Annotated in this window: 16 protein-coding genes and 1 tRNA gene; 14 read left to right on the top strand and 3 right to left on the bottom strand. The window is 72.7% G+C overall.

The features are described from left to right. The first annotated feature begins 125 nt into the window (after positions 1 to 125). From DFQ13_RS25770 to kamB, 9 genes are all read left to right on the top strand, one after another. A complete protein-coding gene (locus DFQ13_RS25770; RefSeq protein WP_110081664.1) occupies positions 126 to 1,334 on the top strand; it encodes an acyl-CoA dehydrogenase family protein in 1,209 nt (402 codons plus the stop codon). After that, positions 1,331 to 2,134, top strand: a complete 804-nt coding sequence (locus tag DFQ13_RS25765; RefSeq protein WP_110081663.1) for an SDR family oxidoreductase — start codon at positions 1,331 to 1,333, stop codon at positions 2,132 to 2,134. Before DFQ13_RS25770 ends, DFQ13_RS25765 begins: the two co-directional genes overlap by 4 nt. Further along, the gene (locus DFQ13_RS25760; protein ID WP_110081662.1) at positions 2,131 to 2,880 is read left to right on the top strand and encodes an SDR family oxidoreductase; all 750 of its coding nucleotides are present in this window, start codon (positions 2,131 to 2,133) and stop codon (positions 2,878 to 2,880) included. The genes DFQ13_RS25765 and DFQ13_RS25760 overlap by 4 nt, the downstream gene beginning before the upstream one ends. Continuing rightward, complete coding sequence (locus DFQ13_RS25755) at positions 2,877 to 3,932, top strand: phosphotransferase family protein (protein WP_110081661.1); 1,056 nt, start codon at positions 2,877 to 2,879, stop codon at positions 3,930 to 3,932. The genes DFQ13_RS25760 and DFQ13_RS25755 overlap by 4 nt, the downstream gene beginning before the upstream one ends. A 7-nt stretch (positions 3,933 to 3,939) precedes the next feature. Then, a complete protein-coding gene (locus tag DFQ13_RS25750; RefSeq protein ID WP_035278960.1) occupies positions 3,940 to 4,605 on the top strand; it encodes a histidine phosphatase family protein in 666 nt (221 codons plus the stop codon). 10 nt (positions 4,606 to 4,615) lie between these two features. Next, positions 4,616 to 5,602, top strand: a complete 987-nt coding sequence (locus DFQ13_RS25745; RefSeq protein WP_110081660.1) for an SMP-30/gluconolactonase/LRE family protein — start codon at positions 4,616 to 4,618, stop codon at positions 5,600 to 5,602. Between the two features lie 133 nt (positions 5,603 to 5,735). Next, positions 5,736 to 6,197 (top strand): PPOX class F420-dependent oxidoreductase, encoded by a 462-nt coding sequence (locus DFQ13_RS25740; RefSeq protein WP_110081659.1) that lies wholly within the window; start codon positions 5,736 to 5,738, stop codon positions 6,195 to 6,197. A 405-nt stretch (positions 6,198 to 6,602) separates the two neighbouring features. Further along, positions 6,603 to 6,974: an STAS domain-containing protein gene (locus DFQ13_RS25735; RefSeq protein WP_052020670.1), complete on the top strand. Its 372-nt coding sequence runs from the start codon at positions 6,603 to 6,605 to the stop codon at positions 6,972 to 6,974. 752 nt (positions 6,975 to 7,726) lie between these two features. Next, positions 7,727 to 8,386 (top strand): 16S rRNA (adenine(1408)-N(1))-methyltransferase KamB, encoded by a 660-nt coding sequence (kamB, locus tag DFQ13_RS25730; protein ID WP_110081658.1) that lies wholly within the window; start codon positions 7,727 to 7,729, stop codon positions 8,384 to 8,386. A 573-nt stretch (positions 8,387 to 8,959) separates the two neighbouring features. On the opposite strand, the gene DFQ13_RS25725 is transcribed toward kamB, so the two are convergent. From DFQ13_RS25725 to DFQ13_RS25715, 3 genes are all read right to left on the bottom strand, one after another. Next, entirely contained in the window at positions 8,960 to 10,105 is a 1,146-nt protein-coding gene (locus DFQ13_RS25725) for a DUF371 domain-containing protein (RefSeq protein WP_110081657.1), read from the bottom strand. Then, positions 10,086 to 10,949 (bottom strand): 16S rRNA (cytidine(1402)-2'-O)-methyltransferase, encoded by an 864-nt coding sequence (gene rsmI, locus DFQ13_RS25720; protein ID WP_035286889.1) that lies wholly within the window; start codon positions 10,947 to 10,949, stop codon positions 10,086 to 10,088. The genes DFQ13_RS25725 and rsmI overlap by 20 nt, the downstream gene beginning before the upstream one ends. Before the next feature lie 331 nt (positions 10,950 to 11,280). Beyond that, positions 11,281 to 11,353 (bottom strand) — tRNA-Arg (locus DFQ13_RS25715). Between the two features lie 240 nt (positions 11,354 to 11,593). Between DFQ13_RS25715 and DFQ13_RS25710 the strand changes: the two genes are divergently transcribed. The 5 genes from DFQ13_RS25710 (at position 11,594) to DFQ13_RS34115 (ending at position 21,907) form a co-directional block, all read left to right on the top strand. Continuing rightward, positions 11,594 to 13,597 (top strand): cytochrome c oxidase assembly protein, encoded by a 2,004-nt coding sequence (locus DFQ13_RS25710; protein WP_407643211.1) that lies wholly within the window; start codon positions 11,594 to 11,596, stop codon positions 13,595 to 13,597. 103 nt (positions 13,598 to 13,700) lie between these two features. Further along, the gene (locus DFQ13_RS25705; RefSeq protein ID WP_110081654.1) at positions 13,701 to 14,069 is read left to right on the top strand and encodes a single-stranded DNA-binding protein; all 369 of its coding nucleotides are present in this window, start codon (positions 13,701 to 13,703) and stop codon (positions 14,067 to 14,069) included. 64 nt (positions 14,070 to 14,133) lie between these two features. Continuing rightward, positions 14,134 to 14,391 (top strand): DUF7218 family protein, encoded by a 258-nt coding sequence (locus DFQ13_RS25700; protein WP_110081653.1) that lies wholly within the window; start codon positions 14,134 to 14,136, stop codon positions 14,389 to 14,391. Positions 14,392 to 14,473: 82 nt separating this feature from the next. Further along, positions 14,474 to 16,150, top strand: coding sequence for an energy-dependent translational throttle protein EttA (gene ettA, locus DFQ13_RS25695; protein WP_110081652.1), 1,677 nt, complete (start codon positions 14,474 to 14,476; stop codon positions 16,148 to 16,150). Positions 16,151 to 16,165: 15 nt separating this feature from the next. Then, positions 16,166 to 21,907: a hypothetical protein gene (locus DFQ13_RS34115; protein WP_181400151.1), complete on the top strand. Its 5,742-nt coding sequence runs from the start codon at positions 16,166 to 16,168 to the stop codon at positions 21,905 to 21,907. Positions 21,908 to 22,033 lie beyond the last annotated feature (126 nt).

Genomic DNA, 22,033 nt, shown 5'->3' with positions numbered 1-22,033 from the left:
CAGGGGTGAGCCGGGCACCGCGGGCCCCGGTCACGGCGCCGCCGATCGGGGCGAGCCTGTTGAACCGGCCACTACTAAGCGGTAGCTTAGTAACCAGTGCTCATCCGCAATCCGGAGGTTTCCCCGTGGACTTCGCGCACAGCGCCCGTGCGACCGAGTACCTGGATCGGGTCGGTGAGTTCATCGCCACCGAGATCGACCCGGTCGAGCCGGACCACCACCGCGAGCTGGCCGCCCTGGACGACCCGTGGGTCGTCCTCCCGGTCATCGAGGAGCTGAAGGCGAAGGCCAAGGCCAAGGGCCTGTGGAACCTCTTCCTGCCCGACACCGAGCACGGCGCCGGGCTCAAGAACGTCGAGTACGCGCCGCTCGCGGAGCTGATGGGCCGCTCGGCCATCGCCCCCGAGGTCTTCAACTGCAACGCCCCGGACACCGGGAACATGGAAGTCCTGCACATGTTCGGGTCCCAGGAGCAGAAGGACCGCTGGCTGACCCCGCTGCTCGCCGGGGAGATCCGCTCGGCGTTCTGCATGACCGAACCGGACGTCGCCTCCTCCGACGCGACGAACATGGCCGCCACCGCGGTCGTCGACGGCGACGAGATCGTGCTCAACGGCACGAAGTGGTTCTCCACGGGCATCGGGCACCCGAATTGCAAGGTCGCGATCTTCATGGGCCTGACCGACCCGGACGCGCACAAGTACGCCCGGCACTCGATGGTCCTGGTCCCGCTGGACACCCCCGGGGTCACCGTGGGGCGGATGCTGCCGGTCTTCGGCCGCCTCGACGCCCCCTCCGGGCACGGCGAGGTCACCTTCACCGACGTGCGGCTGCCGCTGGAGGCGGTCATCGCCGGACCCGGCCGCGGCTTCGAGATCGCCCAGGGCCGCCTCGGCCCCGGCCGCATCCACCACTGCATGCGGCTGATCGGCCTGGCCGAGAAGGCCCTGGAGCTGGCCTGCCGCCGCGCCACCGACCGGGTCGCCTTCGGCAAGCCGCTGGCCAACCTGGGCGGCAACCGCGAGCGCATCGCCAACGCGCGCATCGCCATCGACCAGGCCAGGTTGCTGGTGCTGAGCACGGCGTGGAAGCTGGACACGCACGGGCTGCGCGGTGCGCTGTCCGAGGTCTCCCAGATCAAGATGGTGGTCCCGAACATGGCACTGGGCGTCATCGACATGGCCATCCAGTTGCACGGCGGCGCCGGGATGACCGACGACTTCCCGCTGGCCGCGGCCTACGCCGGGGCCCGCGCGCTGCGCCTGGCCGACGGCCCGGACGAGGTCCACCAGGGCGTCGTGTCCCGCATCGAGCTGAAGAAGTACCTCCCGTGAGCCCCCGCGTCCTGGTCACCGGAGCGGGGTCCGGTCTCGGCAAGGCGCTCGCCACCAGGTGGGCGCGGTCCGGAGCGCGGGTGCTGGTCACCGACGTGGACCCGGCAGCGGCGGAGGCGGTGGCCGCGGAGCTGGACACCCGGTCCCTCGCCCTCGACGTCACCTCCGAGGAGTCCTGGGAGGCGGCCCGGCAGTGGTGCGCCACCGAGTGGGACGGCCTCGACGTGCTGGTCAACAACGCGGGCGTCGGCGCGGGCGGGCGGATCGAGGTCGTCCCGATGGCCGACTGGGACTGGATCATCGACATCAACCTCAAGGGTCCGGTGCGCGGTTGCCGGACCTTCACGCCCCTGTTCAAGGCGCAGGGCAGCGGCCACATCGTCAACGTCGCCTCGATGGCCGCGATCATGAACCTGCCCGCCATGGCCCCGTACAACGTGGTCAAGGCCGGGGTGCTGTCGCTGTCGGAGACGCTGCGGTTCGAACTGGCGCCCTACGGCATCGGCACCACCGTGGTCTGCCCCGGCTTCTTCAAGACCAACCTGCCCGACGCCGCGCGCAACGCCGACCACCCCGGGGTCAACGTCACCCGCAAGCTGATGGAGCGGGCCACCGTCACCGCCGACGACGTCGCCGAGCAGGTCGTGCAGGGCGTGGCCGAGAACCGGTTCCTGGTGCTGACCCACGAGGACGGCAGGCAGTCGCACGAGTTCAAGCGCCTGCAACCCGAGGCCTACGAGGCGCAGGTCGTCTCGTTCTGGGACCGGATGCGGTCGAAGATCGAAGGGGAGAACCCGTGAGCCGCAAGAACATCCTCATCACCGGGGCCAGCTCCGGCCTGGGCGAGGAGATGGCCAGGCAGTTCGCCGCGCTGGGCCGAAACCTGGCGTTGGCCGCGCGCCGCACCGACCGGCTCGACGAGCTGCGCGCGGAGCTGACCGCGACCTACCCGGGCATCACCGTCGCCGTCCGGGCGCTCGACGTCAACGACCACGACGCCGTGTTCAAGGTGTTCGGCGAGTTCCGCGAGGAACTGGGTTCCCTCGACCGCGTGGTCGTCAACGCGGGCCTGGGCAAGGGGCAGCCGATCGGCACCGGCTACTTCTACGCCAACAAGCAGACCGCGGAGACCAACTTCGTCGCCGCGCTCGCCCAGTGCGAGGCCGCGATGGAGGCGTTCCGCGAGCAGGACTCCGGCCACCTGGTCGTCATCTCCTCGATGAGCGCGATGCGCGGGATGCGCGGCAACCTGTCCACCTACGCCGCCACCAAGGCCGGGATCGCCGCGCTGGCCGAGGGCATCCGCGTCGACACGCTCAAGACGCCGATCAAGGTCAGCACGATCTACCCGGGCTACATCCGCTCGGAGATGAACGACAAGGTCAAGAAGACCCCGCTGATGGTCGACACCGTGCCCGGGGTGCGGGCGATGGTGAAGGCCATCGAGCGCGAGGTGGCCGAGGCGTGCGCCCCGTCGTGGCCGTGGACCCTGCTCGGCTTCGCCATGCGCAACCTGCCGCTGCCGATCGTCGCGAAGATGTCATGAGCGCACCCCGTGACGAGGCGTCCGAGGTCCGGGCTGAGGACAGCTTCGACACCGCCGCCGTGCACGCCTGGCTCCGGACCGTCGTGGACGGCCTGGACGCAGAACCGGTCGTGCGCCAGTTCCCCGGCGGCGCCTCGAACCTGACCTACCTGCTCACCTACCCCGACCGGGAGCTGATCCTGCGCCGCCCGCCGGTGGGCAAGAAGGCCGCGTCCGCGCACGACATGCGGCGCGAGTACCGGGTGCAGAAGGGGCTCAAGCCGGTCTACCCGTACGTGCCGACGGTGCTCGGGCTGTGCCAGGACGAGTCGGTCCTCGGGTCCGACTTCTACGTCATGGAGCGGATCGAGGGCACGATCCTGCGCAACAACCTGCCCGAGGGCATGGAACTGGGCGCCGGGCAGGCGCGGGAGCTGTCGACCGCGCTGGTCGACCGGCTGGTCGACCTGCACCGCGTCGACCCGGAGGCCGCCGGGCTCACCGACCTGGGCAAGGGCAGCGGGTACGTCGCCCGCCAGGTCGGCGGCTGGTCCAAGCGCTACACGGCCGCGCGCACGGAGAACGTGCCGGACTTCGCCGCCGTCATGGACTGGCTCGCGGCGCACCAGCCCGACGACGTCGCCACCGTGGTCATCCACAACGACTGGCGCTTCGACAACGTCGTGCTGGACGACTCCCTCGACGTCGTCGGGGTGCTCGACTGGGAGATGTCCACCCTCGGCGACCCGCTGATGGACCTCGGCGGCGCGGTCGCCTACTGGATTCAGGCCGACGACGACGTGGTGTACCAGCAGGCCCGGCGCCAGCCCACGCACCTGCCCGGGATGCTCACCCGCGCCGAACTGGTCGACCACTACTGCGCGCGGATGGGCCTGAGCACCGCGAACTGGGCGTTCTACGAGGCGTTCGGGCTGTTCCGGCTGGCCGTGATCATGCAGCAGATCTACTACCGGTTCCACCACGGGCAGACCACCAACCCGCGCTTCAAGGACTTCTGGATGTTCGTCGGGTACCTGGAGTGGCGCTGCCGCGAAGTCATCGGTGGGGCGTGAGGTCGGCATGAGCGTCGTCTACCTGCTGCGCCACGGCCAGGCGTCCTTCGGCGCGGCGGACTACGACGTCCTGTCGCCGCAGGGGGAGTTGCAGGCCAAGGTGCTGGGGGAGGAGCTGCGCACGCGCGGCATCACCCCCGTCCAGGCGTGGTCCGGCACCCTGTCGCGGCAGCGCGCCACCGCGTCCATCGCGCTGGCCGCGGCGGGCCTCGACCTGCCGGTGCGGGAGGACCCGAGGTGGAACGAGTACGACCACCTGGGGCTGGTGCAGCACCTGCTGGCGCGGGAGAACGTGGGCGCGCCCGCCTCGCCGCGCGAGTTCCAGGCCGTGCTGGACCGGGCGTTGCACGGCTGGATCACCGATGGCGAGTCAGCCGGGCCCGCCGGGACCTACGCGGACTTCGACGCCGCCGCCGCGGCCGCGCTGACCGAGCTGGCGGCGGGTCTCGGGTCCGGCGGCACGGCGGTGGTGTTCACCTCGGGCGGGGTGATCGCCACGCTGTGCTCGCGGCTGCTCGGGCTGCCGGGGGCCGCGCTGGTCGCGCTGAACCGGGTCGTGGTCAACGCGGCGGTCACCAAGGTCGTGCACGGGCGCGCGGGGGCGTCGCTGGTGTCGTTCAACGAACACGGGCACTTCGAGGGCCCGAACCGGGAGTTGCTGACGTATCGCTGAGGAGTCCGGCATGGGTCGTCCGAAGATCGAACCGGTCGTGTGGCGGGCACCCGCGCCCGGACCGAAACCGTCACCCACCGCGCTGCCGCCGCTGACCGTGCACCCGGTCAACGGGTTCGGCGCGGAGGACGTGCTCCTCGACTCCGACGGGACTGTCCTCACCGGACTGTCCGACGGCCGGATCGTGCGGCTGGCGGCGGACGGCAGCCGGATCGAGGTGGTCGCCGCGACCGGTGGCCGCCCGCTCGGGCTGGAGCACCACCCCGACGGCCTGCTGGTGTGCGACGCGCACCGCGGCCTGCTGCTGGTCACCGGCTCCGACGTGGCGGTCCTCGTGCCGCGCGGACCGGACCTCAACCTGTGCAACAACGCCGCGGTGGCCGAGGACGGCACGGTGTACTTCACCGACTCCACCAGCCGCTTCGACCTGGAGCACTACCGCGCCGACCTCATCGAGCACTCCAGCACCGGCAGGCTCCTGCGCCGCACCCCCGACGGCGCGCTCGACGTGCTGCTCACCGGCCTGAGCTTCGCCAACGGCGTGGCCCTCACCCCGGACCGGTCCGCGGTGATCGTCTCCGACATGGCCGCCTACCGGCTGCACAAGGTCCCGGTGACCGGCCCCACCGCCGCCGCCTCCGACACCACGGTGTTCGTCGACGACCTCCCCGGCTTCGCCGACAACCTCTCCCTGGGCACCGACGGCCTGCTGTGGCTCGCCTTCGCCAGCCCCCGCGACCCGGTGCTGGACGCGCTGCTGGGCAAGCCGCCCGTGTTCCGGCAGCTCCTGTGGCGCCTGCCGCAGAAGCTGCAACCCGCCCCGCAGCGCACGGTGTGGGTCCGCGCGCTCGACCCGGCCACCGGCGCCACCGTGCACGACTTCCACGGCAGCCCACCGGACTTCCACATGGCCACCGGCGTCCGGGAGAGCGGCGGCACGGTGTGGCTGGGCAGCCTCCAGGAACCCGCCGTCGCCGCCTTCACCGTTCCGAAGTGACAGTCGGACCCCGGCGGGGTCGCCCGACCGCGCCGGGGTCCGGGCCACCCGGGGTGACGGTCACCCCGGGTGGCCCCACCCGGCCCGAATCCGCGGAACGGCGCTGAGAACGCCCACTGGTTAGCATCGGACCATGCCCAGGACCGCCAGCGCGCACAAGCCCGACCGATCGGAACTGATCGACTTCCTGCGCAGGCGCACCAAGTGCGTCCTCGCCACCACCCGCGCCGACGGCAGACCCCAGCTCTCCCCGGTGACCTACGGCGTCGACGCCGAGGGGCGCATCGTGGTCTCGACCTACCCGGAACGCGTCAAGGCCCGCAACGCCCGCCGCGCCCCCACCGCCTCCCTCTGCGCCCTCTCCGACGGCTGGGACGGCCCCTACGTGCAGGTCGACGGCACCGCCGAGGTCCTCGACCTCCCCGAGGCGCTGGAACCGCTGGTCGACTACTTCCGGTCCATCTCCGGTGAACACCCCGACTGGGACGAGTACCGCGCCGCGATGACCCGCCAGGGCAAGTGCCTCATCCGGGTCACCATCACCCGCTGGGGCCCCATCGCCACCGGTGGCTTCCCGCCCCGCCTAGCAGGCTGAGCACCCCCATTCCCGGTCGGCCGGGCCGCCCCGCCCGACACCACCGCGGACCCCCGCCCCCGGTGCCGCCGACGCGCCCGATCCCCCCGCCGCGTGCGAACCCGACGTGTGTGAACTCCTTGCTGTGCTGCGATTCCCCATGTCGACGACGCTAACAACGACCCCCGACAATTCCGGGCCGATCGCGGTGCCGCTGTGCGGCGGGCCGGGAACCCGCCCACCCGGTGCGCTCGCGCGGAAAACGGACTCCGACCGACCGCGGGTGTCACCGGAACAGACCCATTTCAGTGGCATCCGCCACCGCGCCTGTGTCGACGCCCCGGCGCCCGGCGCGCGGGCGGTTATAGTCCGTCGAATCCGGTCGGCAGGCCGCCGCCCGGTGGGATGACCCCACAGGAGACCGCCGTGCGTCCGGGCGCGCCACTCGAGGTCACCACTCGGACCACCAGGTCCGCGGTGGTCGTCGCCGCCGTCGGGCGGGTCGACCTGATCAGCGAGGCCCCGCTGCGGGAGCAGGTCCTCGACGCCTGCGAAGAGGACACCGTCAAGCGGTTCGTCGTGGTCGACCTCACCGGCGTCACCTTCCTCAGCGTCGGTTCGGCCCCGCTGTTCCTGCGCGCGCACTACCACTGCCTGCACCGCGGCAGGCTGCTCCGCGTCGCCGTCCCACCCGGGCCCGCCCTGCACACGTTGCAGCTCACCGGCGTGCGGGACGTCGTCGCGGTCTACCGCGACCTCCCGTCCGCATTGCAGAGCGAAACCCGCTCCCCCTGGTAGCGCGAGCGCCGATCCCGCTGGCGCACCGCATGATGCGCCCCACCGTGCATCGACCGGCGCCGGGTGCATCACCGCATCGCGAATCCCCCGATCGGGCGATGGAGCCACGCCATCCCCACCTCATCGGTACGGGTCCTGCCCCGGGTGACGCCCGCCCGGAGGCACCACCCGGTGGCCCACGGGCGGCGGTTCCCCGATCCGGCGAGCCGGTGGCCCTGCGCGACCCGCACCGCCGGTGCGGCGAAGTGATCCAGTGGTCGCCCGCCGTCCCCGCTGGTAGCCGTTGGTGGAGCAGGGGCCGATCCGCTCGATCCTCGGAGGACCGCAGATGAACCGCCACCACACGCGGTCGATCGCCCCGAACCCGTCGACGATCGCGAACCGCGCGACTGCCCGCCCCCGACCCGCCACCACCGCACCCGCTCTCCCGACCACCGATCGACCCGGGGACCGCACCACCGCGCCCGCTCTCCTGTCCACCGATCGACCCGGGGGCCGCACCACCGCGCCCGCTCTCCTGTCCACCGATCGGCCCGAGGGCCGCACCACCGCACCCCGACGCCGATCCGAGCTGTTCCCCCCACCGGCCCGCAGGCGCCGGTGGGATCGCCGCCTCCGCCGCTGCCCGCCCTGCCCGGCAGGCGGCTCGGTCACCGGGCCGGGGAAACCCGCCGCCGCCGCACGGCCCGGTGACGACGGACCCCGGCGCCCACCGGGGCGCCGGGGTCCGTGGCGGCACTATCCTCTGCGCCATGCGCCGCGTCACCGGAAAACAGGTGGTCGACCTGGACGCGGCGGGCTTCGCCGCCCACCGCGCCCGGTACCCCCGGGCCGTCCTCGACGTCGGCACCGGCGACGGCAAGCACCCCCAGCACCTGGCCAGGGAACGCCCCGACACCCTCGTCGTCGGCCTGGACGCGGCCAAGGACAACATGCGCAAGGCCGCCACCAGGGCCGCGGCCAAACCGGCCCGCGGCGGCCTGCCGAACCTGCTCTACGTCTGGTCCGCTGCCGAGCACCTGCCCGAGGGCCTGACCGGCTTCACCGAGCTGCACGTCCTCATGCCCTGGGGCAGCCTGCTGCGCGGGGTCCTCGGCTCCGACCCGACGATGCTGCGCGGCCTCGCCGCGGCCTGCGAGCCCGGCGCGGAGTTCCTGGTCACCCTCAACCTGCACGCCTGGCAGCCACCGGTGCCGGAGGTGGGGGAACACCCCGAGCCCACCCCGGAGTCGGCCGTGGAGGACCTGGGCCCCGCCCTGGCCGCCGCGGGCTGGCGCCTGGACACCGCCGCCTACCTCGACGCCGCCGAGATCGCCGCCCTCGCCACCTCGTGGACCCGCAGGCTCAACTCCTCCCGCGACCGGCTGGAGGTCCTGGCGTTGACCGGTGTGGTCAATCCCGGTCCTGCTTGAGGCGCGGCACCAGGTCGTGGGCCTGCTTGCGTGGCCAGCGCCGCTGAGATCGCCGCCCTCGCCACCTCGTGGGCCGTAGGCTCAATTCCTCCCGCGATCGGCTGGAGGCTCTGGCGTTGACCGGTGTGGTCAATCCCGGTCTTGGTTGAGGCGCGGCACCGGGTCGTGGGCCTGCTTGTGTGACCAGTGCCGTTGAGATCGCCGTTCGCCACCTTGTGGACTCGTAGGTTCAACTCTTCCCACGATCGGCTGGAGGTCCTGGCGCTGCCTGGTGTGGTCAACCTCGGTTTCGCTTGAGGCGCAGCACCAAGTCGTGGGCCTGCTTGCGCGATCAGCGCCGCTGAGATGGCCGCCCTTGCCATCTCGTGGACCCGCAGGCTCAACTCTTCCCGACCGGCTGGAGGTTCTGGCGCTTCCTGGTGTTGTCAACCCCGGTCTTGGTCGAGGTGCAGTACCGGGTCGTGGGCCTGCTTGCGTGGCCAGCGCCGCTGAGATGGCCGCCCTTGCCATCTCGTGGACCCGCAGGCTCAACTCTTCCCGACCGGCTGGAGGTTCTGGCGCTGCCTGGTGTGGTCAACCCCGGTCCTGGTTGAGGCGCAGCACCAGGTCGTAGGCCTGCTTGCGCGACCAGCCCGGCTGGCTCGCCAGCGCCTTCACGATCGTCGTCGGCGACACCGACTGCGCCAGCAGTGCCGTGACCAGGCCCTCGGAGACCGCCGGGCCGTCGGAGACCACCTCGTCGGCCACCGGGTCCAGCGCGCACAGCACGTCCCCGCGCACCACCAGCTCGCGCACCCGCTCCACCGGCCCCCACACCGGCCGCTCGGCCGACTCCGAGCCCGCGTCGGCGCCCACCACCGCCGCCGTCCGCGTCCCCACCGCCTTGACCACGTCGTCGAGCACGCGCGCCAACCCCGCCCCCGGTGTCCGGAACACCACCGCCGACGCCCGGTGCGCCCCCGCCGACCGCACCACCTCGCGCCTGCCCGGCGCCCCCACCACCAACACCGGCGCCCACCGCGGCGACACCGCCGCGACGGCCAGCTCCGGCGGCAGCCCCAACACCTCCACCACCGGCCGCTCCGCCCACGACAGCACCTCCGCGGCGAACGGGTGCGGACCCTCCGAAGTGGACACGGCGAGCACGCGGCCGTTGTCCCGCAAAACCTCCGCCGCGTCCGCCGCCCGGGACAGGCCGGACAGCAGGGCCCGCGCGCCGTCGTCCTCCGCGACCACCGCGTCCGCCGCCGCCCGCTCGGCGGCCAGCCGCGCCGGGTCGCCCGCGCGGAACCGGACCAACCGGCCCACCTCGGCCACGTCGCGCTCGACCACCACGTCCACCTCGACCCCCGGGTCCGTCAGGGCCAGGGCCAGGTCGCGGGGCAGGTCGCGGGCGGTCAGGTCCGCGTCGGTGGCCAGGGTGGTGGGCAGGCGGGCGCCGCTGCGGCGGACCACCGCCGAGTCGCCGGGGCGCCAGGCCGAGTTCGCCAGCGCCCGCACGGTGACCCGGTGCCCGCCCGCGCTGACGGTGATCCGCACCGGCCCGGCGACGGCGGGCGGCACCGGCCCGACGACGGTCGCCGCCACCCCCAGCACGCACGTCGCCCGGCCGGTGATGTCGGTGTCGACGGCGAACTCCAGGGTCCGGTCGTGCGTCGCCCGGATCTCCGCGTGGCCGCGGCACCGCAGCCGCAGCAGCTCAGCCCCGGGTGCGCTCAACGGACTGCACCCGGTCGTAGACCCAGTTCCGCGGCAGGCCGGTGACCTCGCGGATGACGTCGCTGGCGAAGCGGGAGGTGGCGCCGTGGCCGATCATGGCCGTGGCCAGCTTGCCCGCCAGTTCCTTCGCACTGTCGTCGTCGCCCTCGTCCCTGCCCGCCAGGACCACGGTGAACTGCCCGCGGACGGGGTCCTCCGCCGCCAGCGCGGCGACGACCCCGGACAGGGGACCGCGCAGGAACTCCTCGTCGGCCTTGGTCAGGTTCCGCGCCGCCGCGACCTGGCGGTCACCCAGGGTGTCCGCCATATCGCGGAGGGTCTCCAGCATCCGGTGCGGGGCCTCGAAGAAGATCAGCGTCGCCGCGGTGTCGGCCAGGTCGGCCAGCGCGGCCCGGCGGGCGGCGGCCTTGCGCGGCAGGAACCCGACGTACTGGAACCGGTGCACCGGCAGCCCGGACCCGATCAGCGCGGTCACCGGCGCGCTCGCCCCCGGCAGCGGCCGCACCCGCACCCCCGCGTCGATCGCGGCGGCCACCAGCCGGTACCCGGGGTCGTTGACCAGCGGCGTCCCCGCGTCGGACACCACCGCCACGTCGTCACCGGCGAGCAGCATCTCCAGCAGCTGCCTGCCGCGGGACTCCTCGTTGTGCTCGTGGTAGCTCAGCAGCCGGGCGGTGACCCCCAGCGGCCGGATCAGGCTCAGCGTGTTGCGGGTGTCCTCGCAGGCCACCGCCGCGACCGAGGTGAGCACGGCCACCGCCCGAGCGGTGATGTCGTCCGGGTCACCGATCGGGGTCGGCACCAGGTACAGCGTGCCCAGGTCGGGGTCGACGTCGGGGCGCACGGACCCTCCTCGTCCTCGGTGGTCGGCGGTGCCCGAACCGTACCGCCCACCCGGAACCGGCCTCGGTCCCCCCGACCGGGTGAAGACGAGCAGCGCTGACCGGGCGCCACCCCACCGACCACAGCGGACGGCGGGTCCTCGCGGCCGTCGCCGACACACCGCTCGGTGCCCACGACCACTCAGCGCCGCCTCGACCTCGACCAAGCTGGAGGTCGCCCGCGCACAGCGGTCGGGAAGCGCTCCGCGGCTCGGGCGGATGCGCGGACCGGGGGCGTGGCGAGGGGGAGATCACTACCTGATCGGGTGAATCTCCCCCTGAGCCGCGCACGAGTGCCCCTGGCAGGACTCGAACCTGCGGCCAAGAGCTTAGAAGGCTCCTGCTCTATCCGCTGAGCTACAGGGGCGCGGGGGGCGGACTGCCGAGGGAGCACAGTAGTCCGTTCCCCCTGTGTGATCGCCGGAGACGGTCCTCGCGTTTCGGGTTCGGCCGCATCGGGTGGGGCGCCGGCGTTCGGCGTACGCCGCGAGCAGCCGATCGCGGGGCTGGTGCGGCGCGGTTGCAGCAATCGGCGTTGTCGTCCGGTGGCCGTGCCTCCGGTGGGTCGTGACATGGCGATTAGGCTCGGATCGTGGCTGTCGACGGTGTGACTGGACGTGAGGCGCCCGCTCCGGTGCGTGGCACCGGGAGCGTGCTGGCGCTGCTCCTCGTCGGGGGGTTGCTCGCGGCGGTCATCGCCGTGGTGCTGCTCACGCTGACCGGTGGGACCACCACCGAGTTGCCGGGGCTGCCGAAGCCGGACCCGTTCACCGAGTACGCGCTCACGATCGTCCGGGTGATCACCGAGACCGGGTCCGTGGTCACCGTCGGCGGGCTGCTGTTCGCCGCCTTCCTCGTGCCGCCGCAGAAGTCCGGGACGCTGGACGTCGGGGGTTACGGGGCGTTGCGGATGGCGGGCTGGGGCGCGGCCGTGTGGTTCCTGGGCGCGCTGCTGTCGACCCCGCTGACCGCCGCCGACGCCGTCGGGACCAGCGTGTTCGACGTGCTGCGCTCCGACGTGCTGCTCAACCTGGTCGGCACCCTGGAGCAGGCCAAGGCCTGGCTGTTCACCGCCGGGTTCGCCCTGGTCGTGCTGGTCGGCACCCGGATCGCGCTGAGCTGGGGGTGGACCGCCGTCCTGTTCGCCATCGCCGTCGTCGGGATCGCGCCGGTCGCGGTCACCGGGCACTCCTCCAGCGGCGGCCAGCACGACGTCGCCACCAACAGCCTGCTGTTCCACCTGGTCGCGGCCGCGGTCTGGGTGGGCGGGCTGATCGCCCTGCTCGCGCACGGCCGCCGCCGCGCCGAGCACCTGGGGCTCGCCGCCTCCCGGTTCTCCAGGGTCGCCCTGGTCTGCTGGGTCGTAATGGCGCTGTCCGGGGTGGTCAACGCCCTGGTCCGGTTGCCGCTGGGTGATCTGCTCACCTCCGGCTACGGGCTGCTGGTGCTGGCCAAGCTGGTCCTCCTCCTCGCTCTCGGCGTGTTCGGGTACTTCCAGCGCGAGCGCGGCGTCCGGGCCGTCGTCGAGCACGGGAGCCGGGGCGCGCTGGTCCGCCTCGCCGGGGTCGAGGTGCTGGTCATGCTGGTGACCATCGGGGTCGCCGCTGCCCTCGCCCGGACCCCGCCCCCCGAGGGCGCCTCCGTGCAGCCCGGTCGCACCGAACTCCAACTCGGCTACCCGCTGGACGAGCCCCCGACCGCGCTGCGGCTCGTCTTCGACTGGCGCTTCGACCTGGTCTTCGGCACCGCCGCGCTGGTCATGGCCGCCCTCTACCTGCGCGGCTTCCTGCGGCTGCGCAAGCGCGGCATCACCTGGCCCGCGGGCAGGCTGGTGGCCTGGCTGGCAGGCTGCTTCGTCATCCTGTTCGCCACGTCCTCGGGCTTCGGGCGCTACTCCCCGGCCATGTTCAGCGTGCACATGGAGACGCACATGATGCTCTCCATGCTGGCACCGGTGCTGCTCGTGCTGGGCGCGCCGGTCACCCTGGCGATGCGCGCGCTGCCGCCCGCGGGCCGGGACAACCCGCCCGGCCCCCGGGAGTGGCTGCTCGCCGCCGTGCACTCCCCGGTGTCGCGCCTGCTGACCAACCCCGTCGTGGCCCTGGTGCTGTTCGTGGGTTCCTTCTACGGCCTCTACCTCTCCGGTCTGTTCGACTCGGCTGTGGAGGAGCACTGGGCGCACCTGGTCATGAACGCCCACTTCCTCGTCGTCGGCTACGTCTTCTACTGGCCGGTCATCGGCGTCGACCCGGCCCCGCGCAGGCTCCCGCACCTGGGCAGGCTGGGCCTGGTCTTCGCCTCCATGCCCTTCCACGCCTTCTTCGGCGTGATCCTGATGAGCACGCAGACCGTGGTGGGCCAGCGCTTCTACCAGTCACTCGGCCTCCCCTGGAACACCGACCTCGCCGCCGACCAGCGGCTCGGCGGCGGCATCGCTTGGGCCTCCGGGGAGATCCCGCTGCTGTTGGTCCTCATCGCCCTCCTCGTGCAGTGGTCCCGGTCCGACGACCGGGAAGCGCGCCGGTCCGACCGCCGGGTCGACGACGGCGACTCCGACGAACTCGACGCCTACAACGCCATGCTCCGCCAAATGGCGGACAAGCGTCAGTAGTTGTCCACAACCCCCTGAACCATCCACAGGTCCGGAACCGGCCTGGATTCCCCCTCGCCCGCCCGGCACCGTTGGTCCCACACGACCGGAACGGAGGCCGAAGGTGAACGAGACGATGGTGACCATGACCGGCTGGGTGGCGGGGGAGATCACCCAGCGGCGCTTCGAGGGCGACTCGCAGGTGACCCGCTTCCGCATGGTGAGCCAGGAACGCCGCTACGACCCGGAGACCAAGGACTGGGTCGACGGGCACAGCATCTTCGTCGACGTGCAGTGCTGGGACCGCTTCGGCGAGAACGTGGCCGCGGACCTCAAGCGCGGCGACCCGGTGCTCGTCCACGGCAGGCTGCGCTGCCGCGAGTTCGAGTACGAGGGCGTCCAGCGCGTCGCACTGGAGGTCCGGGCGACGGCCGTGGGGCGCAACCTGCGCTTCGCCGTCCGACCCGACGTGCCGCTGCCCCTCGCCGCCTGAGGGGGGTGTTTGTGCTGATGGCGAGCCGGGCACCCCAACGGCACCCGATGAACGGAGGAGACCGGTGCCGAATCCCAGCATCAAGGACGAGAAGACCTACGAGGCACTCCGCGACAAGGGCGAGTCCAAGGAGAAGGCGGCCAGGATCGCCAACGCCTCCGCCGCCCGAGGCAAGGGCTCGGTGTCGGCGAAGGGCGGCAAATCCGGTTCGTACGAGGACTGGACCGTCGACGACCTGCGCCACCGCGCGGCCGAGATCGGGATCGACGGCCGCTCGTCGATGGCCAAGGACGAACTGGTCAAGGCACTGCGCGACCACTGAGGGAAGTTCGCATTCGGCCGCGGCCGGGAAATCCCCCCGGTCGCGGTCGAGCCGCCCGGCCGACCACTCTACGATCGCTGCCATGGCCGAGTTCATCTACACCATGAAGAAGGTGCGCAAGGCGCACGGGGATAAGGTCATCCTTGATGACGTCACCATCCAGTTCCTCCCGGGCGCGAAGATCGGGGTGGTGGGCCCCAACGGCGCGGGCAAGTCCAGCGTGCTGAAGATCATGGCGGGACTGGACCAGCCCAACAACGGCGAGGCGTTCCTCTCGCCCGGCTACACCGTCGGCATCCTGCAGCAGGAGCCCCCGCTGAACGAGGAGAAGACGGTCCTGGGCAACGTCCAGGAGGCGGTCGGCGAGGTCAAGGCCAAGCTCGACCGGTACAACGAGATCGCCGAGCTGATGGCCACCGACTACTCCGACGAACTCATGGAGGAGATGGGCTCGCTGCAGGAGGAGTTGGACCACGCCGACGCGTGGGACCTCGACTCGCAGTTGGAGCAGGCCATGGACGCCCTGCGCTGCCCCCCGCCGGACGCCGAGGTCACCCACCTCTCCGGTGGTGAGCGCCGCCGAGTCGCGCTGTGCAAGCTGCTGCTCTCCAAGCCCGACCTGCTGCTGCTCGACGAGCCCACCAACCACCTCGACGCCGAGAGCGTGCTCTGGCTCGAACAGCACCTCTCCCAGTACCAGGGCGCCGTCCTGGCGGTCACCCACGACCGGTACTTCCTCGACAACCTGGCCGAGTGGATTCTCGAGATCGACCGCGGCCGCACCTACCCCTACGAGGGCAACTACTCCACCTACCTGGAGAAGAAGGCCGAGCGGCTCGCGGTCCAGGGCAAGAAGGACCAGAAGCTGCAGAAGCGCCTCAAGGACGAGCTGGCCTGGGTCCGCTCGAACGCCAAGGCGCGCCAGACCAAGTCCCGCTCCCGCCTGGAGCGCTACGAGGAGATGGCGGCGGAGGCCGAGAAGACGAGGAAGCTCGATTTCGAGGAGATCCAGATCCCCCCGGGCCCCCGCCTGGGCAGCATCGTGGTCGATGTCGAGAAGCTGAAGAAGGGCTTCGACGGCCGCGTGCTGATCGACGGCCTGTCCTTCGACCTGCCGCGCAACGGCATCATCGGCGTCATCGGCCCCAACGGCGTCGGCAAGACCACCCTGTTCAAGACGATCGTCGGCCTGGAGAAGCCGGACGACGGCACGGTGAAGGTCGGCGAGACGGTCCTGCTGTCCTACGTCGACCAGAACCGGGCGAACATCGACCCGAAGAAGACCGTGTTCGAGACCGTCTCCGGCGGCCTCGACTACATCAAGGTCGGCCTCGTCGAGATGCCCTCCCGCGCCTACGTCAGCGCGTTCGGCTTCAAGGGCCCGGACCAGCAGAAACCCGCGGGCGTGCTCTCCGGTGGCGAGCGCAACCGGCTGAACCTGGCGCTGACCCTCAAGCAGGGCGGGAACCTGATCCTGCTCGACGAGCCCACGAACGACCTCGACGTGGAGACCCTGGGTTCGCTGGAGAACGCGCTGGAGCAGTTCCCCGGCTGCGCGGTGGTCATCTCCCACGACCGGTGGTTCCTCGACCGGACCTGCACCCACATCCTGGCGTGGGAGGGCACGGAGGAGAACCCGTCGAAGTGGTTCTGGTTCGAGGGCAACTTCGAGGGCTACGAGAAGAACAAGATCGAGCGGATGGGTGCCGACGCGGCCCGACCGCATCGGGTCACCTACCGCAAGCTGACCCGCGACTAGGTGGGGACCGGCGACGTGGCGGCCTGGAACGAGTTGACCGCGACGGTCGGCGCGGCCGAGTGCGCGGCACTCGTGGACGTGGCCGACCGCCTGCGGTGGAGCGCACCCGAACTGGCGGTCCAGTTCGCGGCGCGCGCGCTCGCCGGGTCCGCCGACGCCGCCACCCGCACCCGGGCGCAGGCCCTGCTGGGCACCGCGTTCGTCCACCTCGGCCGCCCGGCCGAGGCGGTCGAACCGGGCCTGGCGGCGCTGCGCGCGCTCACCGGCGGCGGCCTGGTCGAACGGGCCGCCGCGGTGCGCACCGCCCTGGCCGCCGCGGCCAGGGCCCTCGGCGACCCGCTGGTGGGCGCCGAACTGCTCCGGCCCGTGCTCGCCGCGACGTCGGTGCGCCAGGCGACCCGAGCCCTGGCGCTCGGCGAGCTGGTCGCCTGCACCACCCACGTCGGCGGCCGCGACGACCTCGAGGACGTGCTCGCCGAGGCCGACCGGCTGCTGGCCGCCGACGACGGGCTCAGCCAGGACGGCCGCCGCCTGGACCGCGCCTTACTGGCCGCCGAGGCAGCGGCCTACCACCGCCGCCACGGCGACACCGAGGCGGCGGCCGAGTCCGCCCGCGACGGCCTCTCCCTGCTGAACCGCATGGTGGACAAGCAGATCGAGGGCGGCCGCGCCCGCGCCAGGCTCACCCTGGAACTGGTCTGCGCCCTCCTCGACGACGGCGGCGCGGACGAGGCGGTGGACGCTGCCGCACCCGCCCTGGCCGAGCCGCTCCGCGCCACCTCCGCCCCGGCCCTGGGCAGGCTCCGCCTCGCCCTGGCCACCCGCGTCCACCTCCCCGCGGGCCGCGCCAGAACCGGCCGAGCCCTGCTGTTCGAGGTCGTCCGCACCGCCGAACGCCACCACCTCGACTCCCTGCTCGGCGACGCCTGGACCCTCCTCGCCAACGCCGAGGAGGAGGCCGCCCACCCCACGGAGGCCCTGCACGCCCTGCGCTCCGCCCGCGCCGCGGAGTACCGTCACCTCACCACGGCCGAATCCGCCCGCACCCTCCTCGCCACCGAGGTCGGCACCGCCACCCCCGACCCCACCCGCGCCACCTCCCTCCTCCACGACGCGGTGGTCCGCCCGCCGAGCCACACCCCGCCGGACACGAGGACAGCGTCCCCTCCCGCCTCGGACCTGCCCGGCACCGCCCCGGACCCCCACCCGAACCGGGCACACCGCTCCACCGCCACCGCGAAACCGCGACCATCCGCACAGCCCCCGGCCACCGCCACGCCTTCGGCCACAGCGGCTCCACACCCAGCCGCACCGGATTTCCACTCAGTCGTGCAGGGGCCGCATCCAGCCACGTCGGACGCATATCCGGTCGCGCCGGTTTCGCACCCGATCGCGCCCGGAACCGCCTCCTCGGCCCCGGTTTCGCACCCCATCGCACCCGGACCGGCCTTCCCAGCACCGGTTCCACACCCAGCCGCGCCGGATTCCCGGTCGACGGTGTCGGAATCACAGTCGGGTGCACCGGATCTGCTGATCACCGCGCCGGGTTCGCCGTCCACCTCGCCGCCCGCGCCGCCGTCCGCCGCTGCCCACCCGGCCGCTGCGGCGAATCGGCCCGCCACCGACTCGTCACCCCCGCCTCCGGACGAGAGCGACTACTCCGCCACCCTGGTCCGCGTCGCCCCCCGGGGTTTCGTCGACCCGGTCGACCCACCCGAGGACGCCCTGCCGATCGGCGGTGAGGCCCTGCTGAACGCCCTGGCGGGCCATGTCCGGGCCCTCGCCCCCGACGACGCCGAGTTCATCCGCTCCGACCAGGGCGAGTTCGCCGTCCTCCTCCCCAACACCCCCCAGGACAAAGCCGAACGCCTGGCCGCCACCATCCGCGCCACCACCGACGGCGACTGGCTGCCCGGCCACCCCAACCACGGCATCGGCATCACCACCGGCGTCGCCACCCGCCCCGGCACCCCCGAAGGCCCGCGCGACGGCATCGAAGACCTCCTCCTCGCCGCCCGCGACGCCCTCACCGCCCTGACCACCACCCCCACGACCACCCCCCGCCGCGCCGACGCCCTCCGCCGCCCCAAGCCCACCCCCGGCAATGCCCGCACCACCGCGCCCGGCACCCCCACCCCCGCCGAAAACGTCCACTTCGGACCAGACAACCTCGACCCCGCCACCGGCCCGCCCCCGGGGTCCGTTGCCGCGCAACCCACCACCACAGACTTCGGTGACTCCGCAGTCTCGTGGTCCAGCACCACCGGACCCGCGCCCGCCTCCACCACCGCCCGATCCAGCGCCACCGAGCCCGAGGCCCCGCCCGCCCTGTGGTCCGGTGTCGAGGATTCGACATCCGGTCCGACCGCTGCTCGACCGGGCGCCACCGAGTCCGCAGTTCCACCCGCGTCGTGGTCCGGTGTAGGTGATTCGCCATCGGGTTCGACCACCGTTCGGCCGGGCGGCGCCGAGCCCGGAGACTTCGCCGCATCGTGGTCCGGTGCCGGTTCGCCTGCGCCAGAGCCCACTGCGCCGACTCCCAGCGCACCAGGTCTTGCTGCCCCAGGTTCTGCTTCGACCGGGCCTGCCGAGGCCGAGCGGTCCGGTCGAGGCGAGGCAACCCATGGGAGCGGCGCCACTGGCGGTCACACCGCCGATCCCTTTGCGGTGCAGGGACACCCGCCCGATTGGTCCGTGCACCGCATCCCGCCCCCCGGCACACTCGGCAGACGAGCCTCCCGCCGGGCGAGCCAGGAGATCCGCAGGCCCTCACCCGCCGATCTGGCCGCCCCTAGCATCGGCTCCGACGTCGCCGCCGTGCTGTCGCGCTCCGGCCTCACCGGCAACCCCCCCAGCGGCGGCAGGCGCCGAGCCGAAGACCTCCCCTTCGGCGGCGAGGACCCGACTGCCCTCCCACCGGAAATCCCCACCCCCAACCCAACTCCCTCCCGCCACAACGCCGCCACGACCCACCACCGACCCACCACCGACCGCCACGAAACCAGCACCACCCCACGCCACGGCGCCGACCCCACCCCACCCGACCCCGCAGGCGCCCGGCACGAGGCGGGTATCGCCCAGCAGGGTGTTGCCGCCCAGTACGGCGCTGCTGGCGCTGATGCCGGCGGCGCTCGACACGGGGCGGGTATCGCCCAGCCCGGCGCCGGTGCCGAGCACGCTGGCGGTGCCGCCCAGCACGGTGCCGCGGCGCGCGATGGTGCCGCTGCCGACGCTGTCGGGGCCCGGCACGAGGCCGGTGCCGCCGATGGCACGGACGCGCAGGCCATCCTCCGCCGTTTCGACACTGCCGAGATCCGGCGGGTCGCGGGGCGTGGTTCCCGGGCCGACACCGGTGGACTCCGCCGCCGCGCGGAGAGCGGTGGGGGCGCCCGCCGCGCCGCCGACCGCACCGGCACCGACGGTGGTACCAACGACACCGACCGCCTCCGACGTCGCGCCCAAGCCGCCTCCGGGGAGACCGTCGACGCCCGCTCCGCCCTGCGCCGGTTCGACACCGCCGAACTCCGCCGCCGGGTGCAGCAGGTCAGCGGCAAGGTCGATCCCCAGACCCGCCGCGCCGACACCGCGGGCGTCCGCCGCCGCGGCCAGGACGCCGTCGCCAGCCCGAACAGCGATCCGGCGGTCGGCGGTCCCCTCGACGTCCAGTCCGTGCTCCGCAAGTTCGACAGCGGAGAGGTCCGCCTCGGCGGCACCCGCCGCGCGGGTGCTCCCGAACCCGACACCCACACCACCGAGTCCGTCGCGAGCCCCACCACCCCCACCGCCACCGAGTCCGCCGCGGGCACCGCCGCCACCGAGTTCGCCACGGGCCTCACCACCCCCGCCGCCACTGAGTTCGCGGGCCCCACTACCCCCGCCGCCACTGAGTTCGCCGCAGGCACCACCACCCCCGCCGCCGAGTTCGCGGCGAACCCCGACCTTCTTGCCGCCGACGGCACCTCCGCAGGCCCCGCCAACGTGCGGTCCCCTGCCGGATCGACCACCCCCGCATCGGGTACCACTCCGACAGGTCCCACCACTGCTTATCTCCCTCCCACGCCGATCAACCCTGCGTCGGGCACCACTCCGACAGGCCCCATCGCTCCGGAATCCCCCGCTGAGTTGGCTGTTCCTCCACCAGACGGCATCCCGGCAGGCTCGGTGGCCACGCAGTCTCCCGCTGAGTCAGCGGCTCCTGCGCCGCACACCACACCGATGGGGCCGGTTGACGTCCAGTCGTTGCTGCGTGACTTCCCCGTCGGGGAGGTTCGCTTCGGCGGCACCCGCCACGCGAGTGCCGCCGACATCGACACCGGTGCCGCCGAAGCAGCCATCCCCCCACCAGCAGGCGCCGACGCCCTCACCAAGCACGGGGACTCCCCAACCCCGGACACCGAGGCAGGCATCTCCGCCACCGCACCGGACAGATCCAGCGCTGCCCAGTCCAGCGCTGCCCAATCCGACGAGCCCAGCGCCGCCCGTTTGGTACTCAACCGCTTCGGCGTGATCCCCGCCCGCCGCAGCCGTCGCCGGGCACAGGACGAAGCACCCGCCGCCCCGCCCGAGGCCACCATCCCCAGCCCGCCCGAACCTGACGAGATCCCCTCCCCGGACCCGCGTCCCGCCGCACCCGAGGTCGAACCGCCCCCGGGCCACGACGAACCCATCGGCGACCCCCGCACCGACCCCGGCGCGGACCCGGATGCCACCTCCCGCAACACCCCCGGATCGGACACCGGATCAACTGCTGGGTCCGACTCCGGTTCGGACATCGGGCCAACTTCTCAGTCCAACTCCGGTTCGGGCGCTGGAACAGGTTTCCGGCCCAGCCCCGAATCGGACACCGGGTCAGGTTTCCGGCCCAGCCTCGAACCGGGCGCCGGGTTAGGTTTCCAGACCACCTCCGGTTCGGGCGTCGAGTCAGGTTTCCGGACCATCCCTGGATCGGATGCCGCACCGGCCTTCCGGGCAACCTCCGGCTCGGATTCCACACCGGCTGCCCCGACTCCTCTCGGCTCCGATGCCGCGTCCACCTCCCGGAACGTGCCTGACTCCAATCGTGCGTCCGCCTCCCCGGTCGTTCCCGGCTTGGACCCACTCTCCGCCGCGCACGCCACCACTGGAACCAATCGCGCGACCACCTCCCAGGCTGCTCCGGGCACCGAAGCCGAGCGCGACCCCGGCGTTGACGCCGTGGCGGGCTCCTCGGCCGGTTCGACGGCAGGTGCACAGCCCACTCTCGAATCCCCGGCCGCCCTCGAACCGCAGGCCGATCCGGAGTCCCCGGCGATCCCCGACAACGTCGCCAGCCTCGCTGACCGCCGTGCCATCGACTTCTCCGCCCGGCTTCGCGGTTTCCCGCGTCCCGCCGAGGCCACCCCCGCCGATTCCCTCGGGCCCCTGCACGGCCCCGAGGTCCGCCCCCCGGACCTGCCGCCCCGCCGGGGCGGCAGGCGCGAGCGCACCGCCTCCAGCGGCCTCGCCGACCTCCTCGCCGAGGCGATGGTCGCCTTCCAGGCCACCCGGCCCGAGGGTGACCGCAACAGGTCCGCCTGGGCGGATGACGCCCGGGCCGCCGATCCCGAGCACACCGACCCGACCCCGGCCGAACCCGCCCGACCCGAGCGCGACACCGGCCGTGGAGTCGGCCGGAGCGCCGACACCGACGCCGGTACCGGCCGAAAGGCCGATGCCGGTGGTGATCACGGCAGGCACCGCTCCTCGGAGTGGGCTCCGGCCGACTTCGACAGCGGATGACCGAAATCCGCCGCATGCAGGCGACCTGCAACGGAAACCCGCTCGACAACCCCGCGACTCCGGTGATTCGCCGGAAGATCGGGGCATCAGGCGTAACATCACGCGCGAGCCGTAGGTGGCACACCG

This window comes from Actinokineospora spheciospongiae, assembly GCF_003182415.1.
Lineage (GTDB): Bacteria > Actinomycetota > Actinomycetes > Mycobacteriales > Pseudonocardiaceae > Actinokineospora > Actinokineospora spheciospongiae.
This window is presented reverse-complemented; position numbering and strand designations above follow the sequence as displayed.

Coding starts and splice junctions, on each gene's coding strand:
- DFQ13_RS25755 (WP_110081661.1), top strand. CDS start 2,877: ATGAGCGCACCCCGTGACGAGGCGTCCGAGGTCCGGGCTGAGGACAGC.
- DFQ13_RS25750 (WP_035278960.1), top strand. CDS start 3,940: ATGAGCGTCGTCTACCTGCTGCGCCACGGCCAGGCGTCCTTCGGCGCG.
- DFQ13_RS25745 (WP_110081660.1), top strand. CDS start 4,616: ATGGGTCGTCCGAAGATCGAACCGGTCGTGTGGCGGGCACCCGCGCCC.
- DFQ13_RS25740 (WP_110081659.1), top strand. CDS start 5,736: ATGCCCAGGACCGCCAGCGCGCACAAGCCCGACCGATCGGAACTGATC.
- kamB (WP_110081658.1), top strand. CDS start 7,727: ATGCGCCGCGTCACCGGAAAACAGGTGGTCGACCTGGACGCGGCGGGC.
- ettA (WP_110081652.1), top strand. CDS start 14,474: ATGGCCGAGTTCATCTACACCATGAAGAAGGTGCGCAAGGCGCACGGG.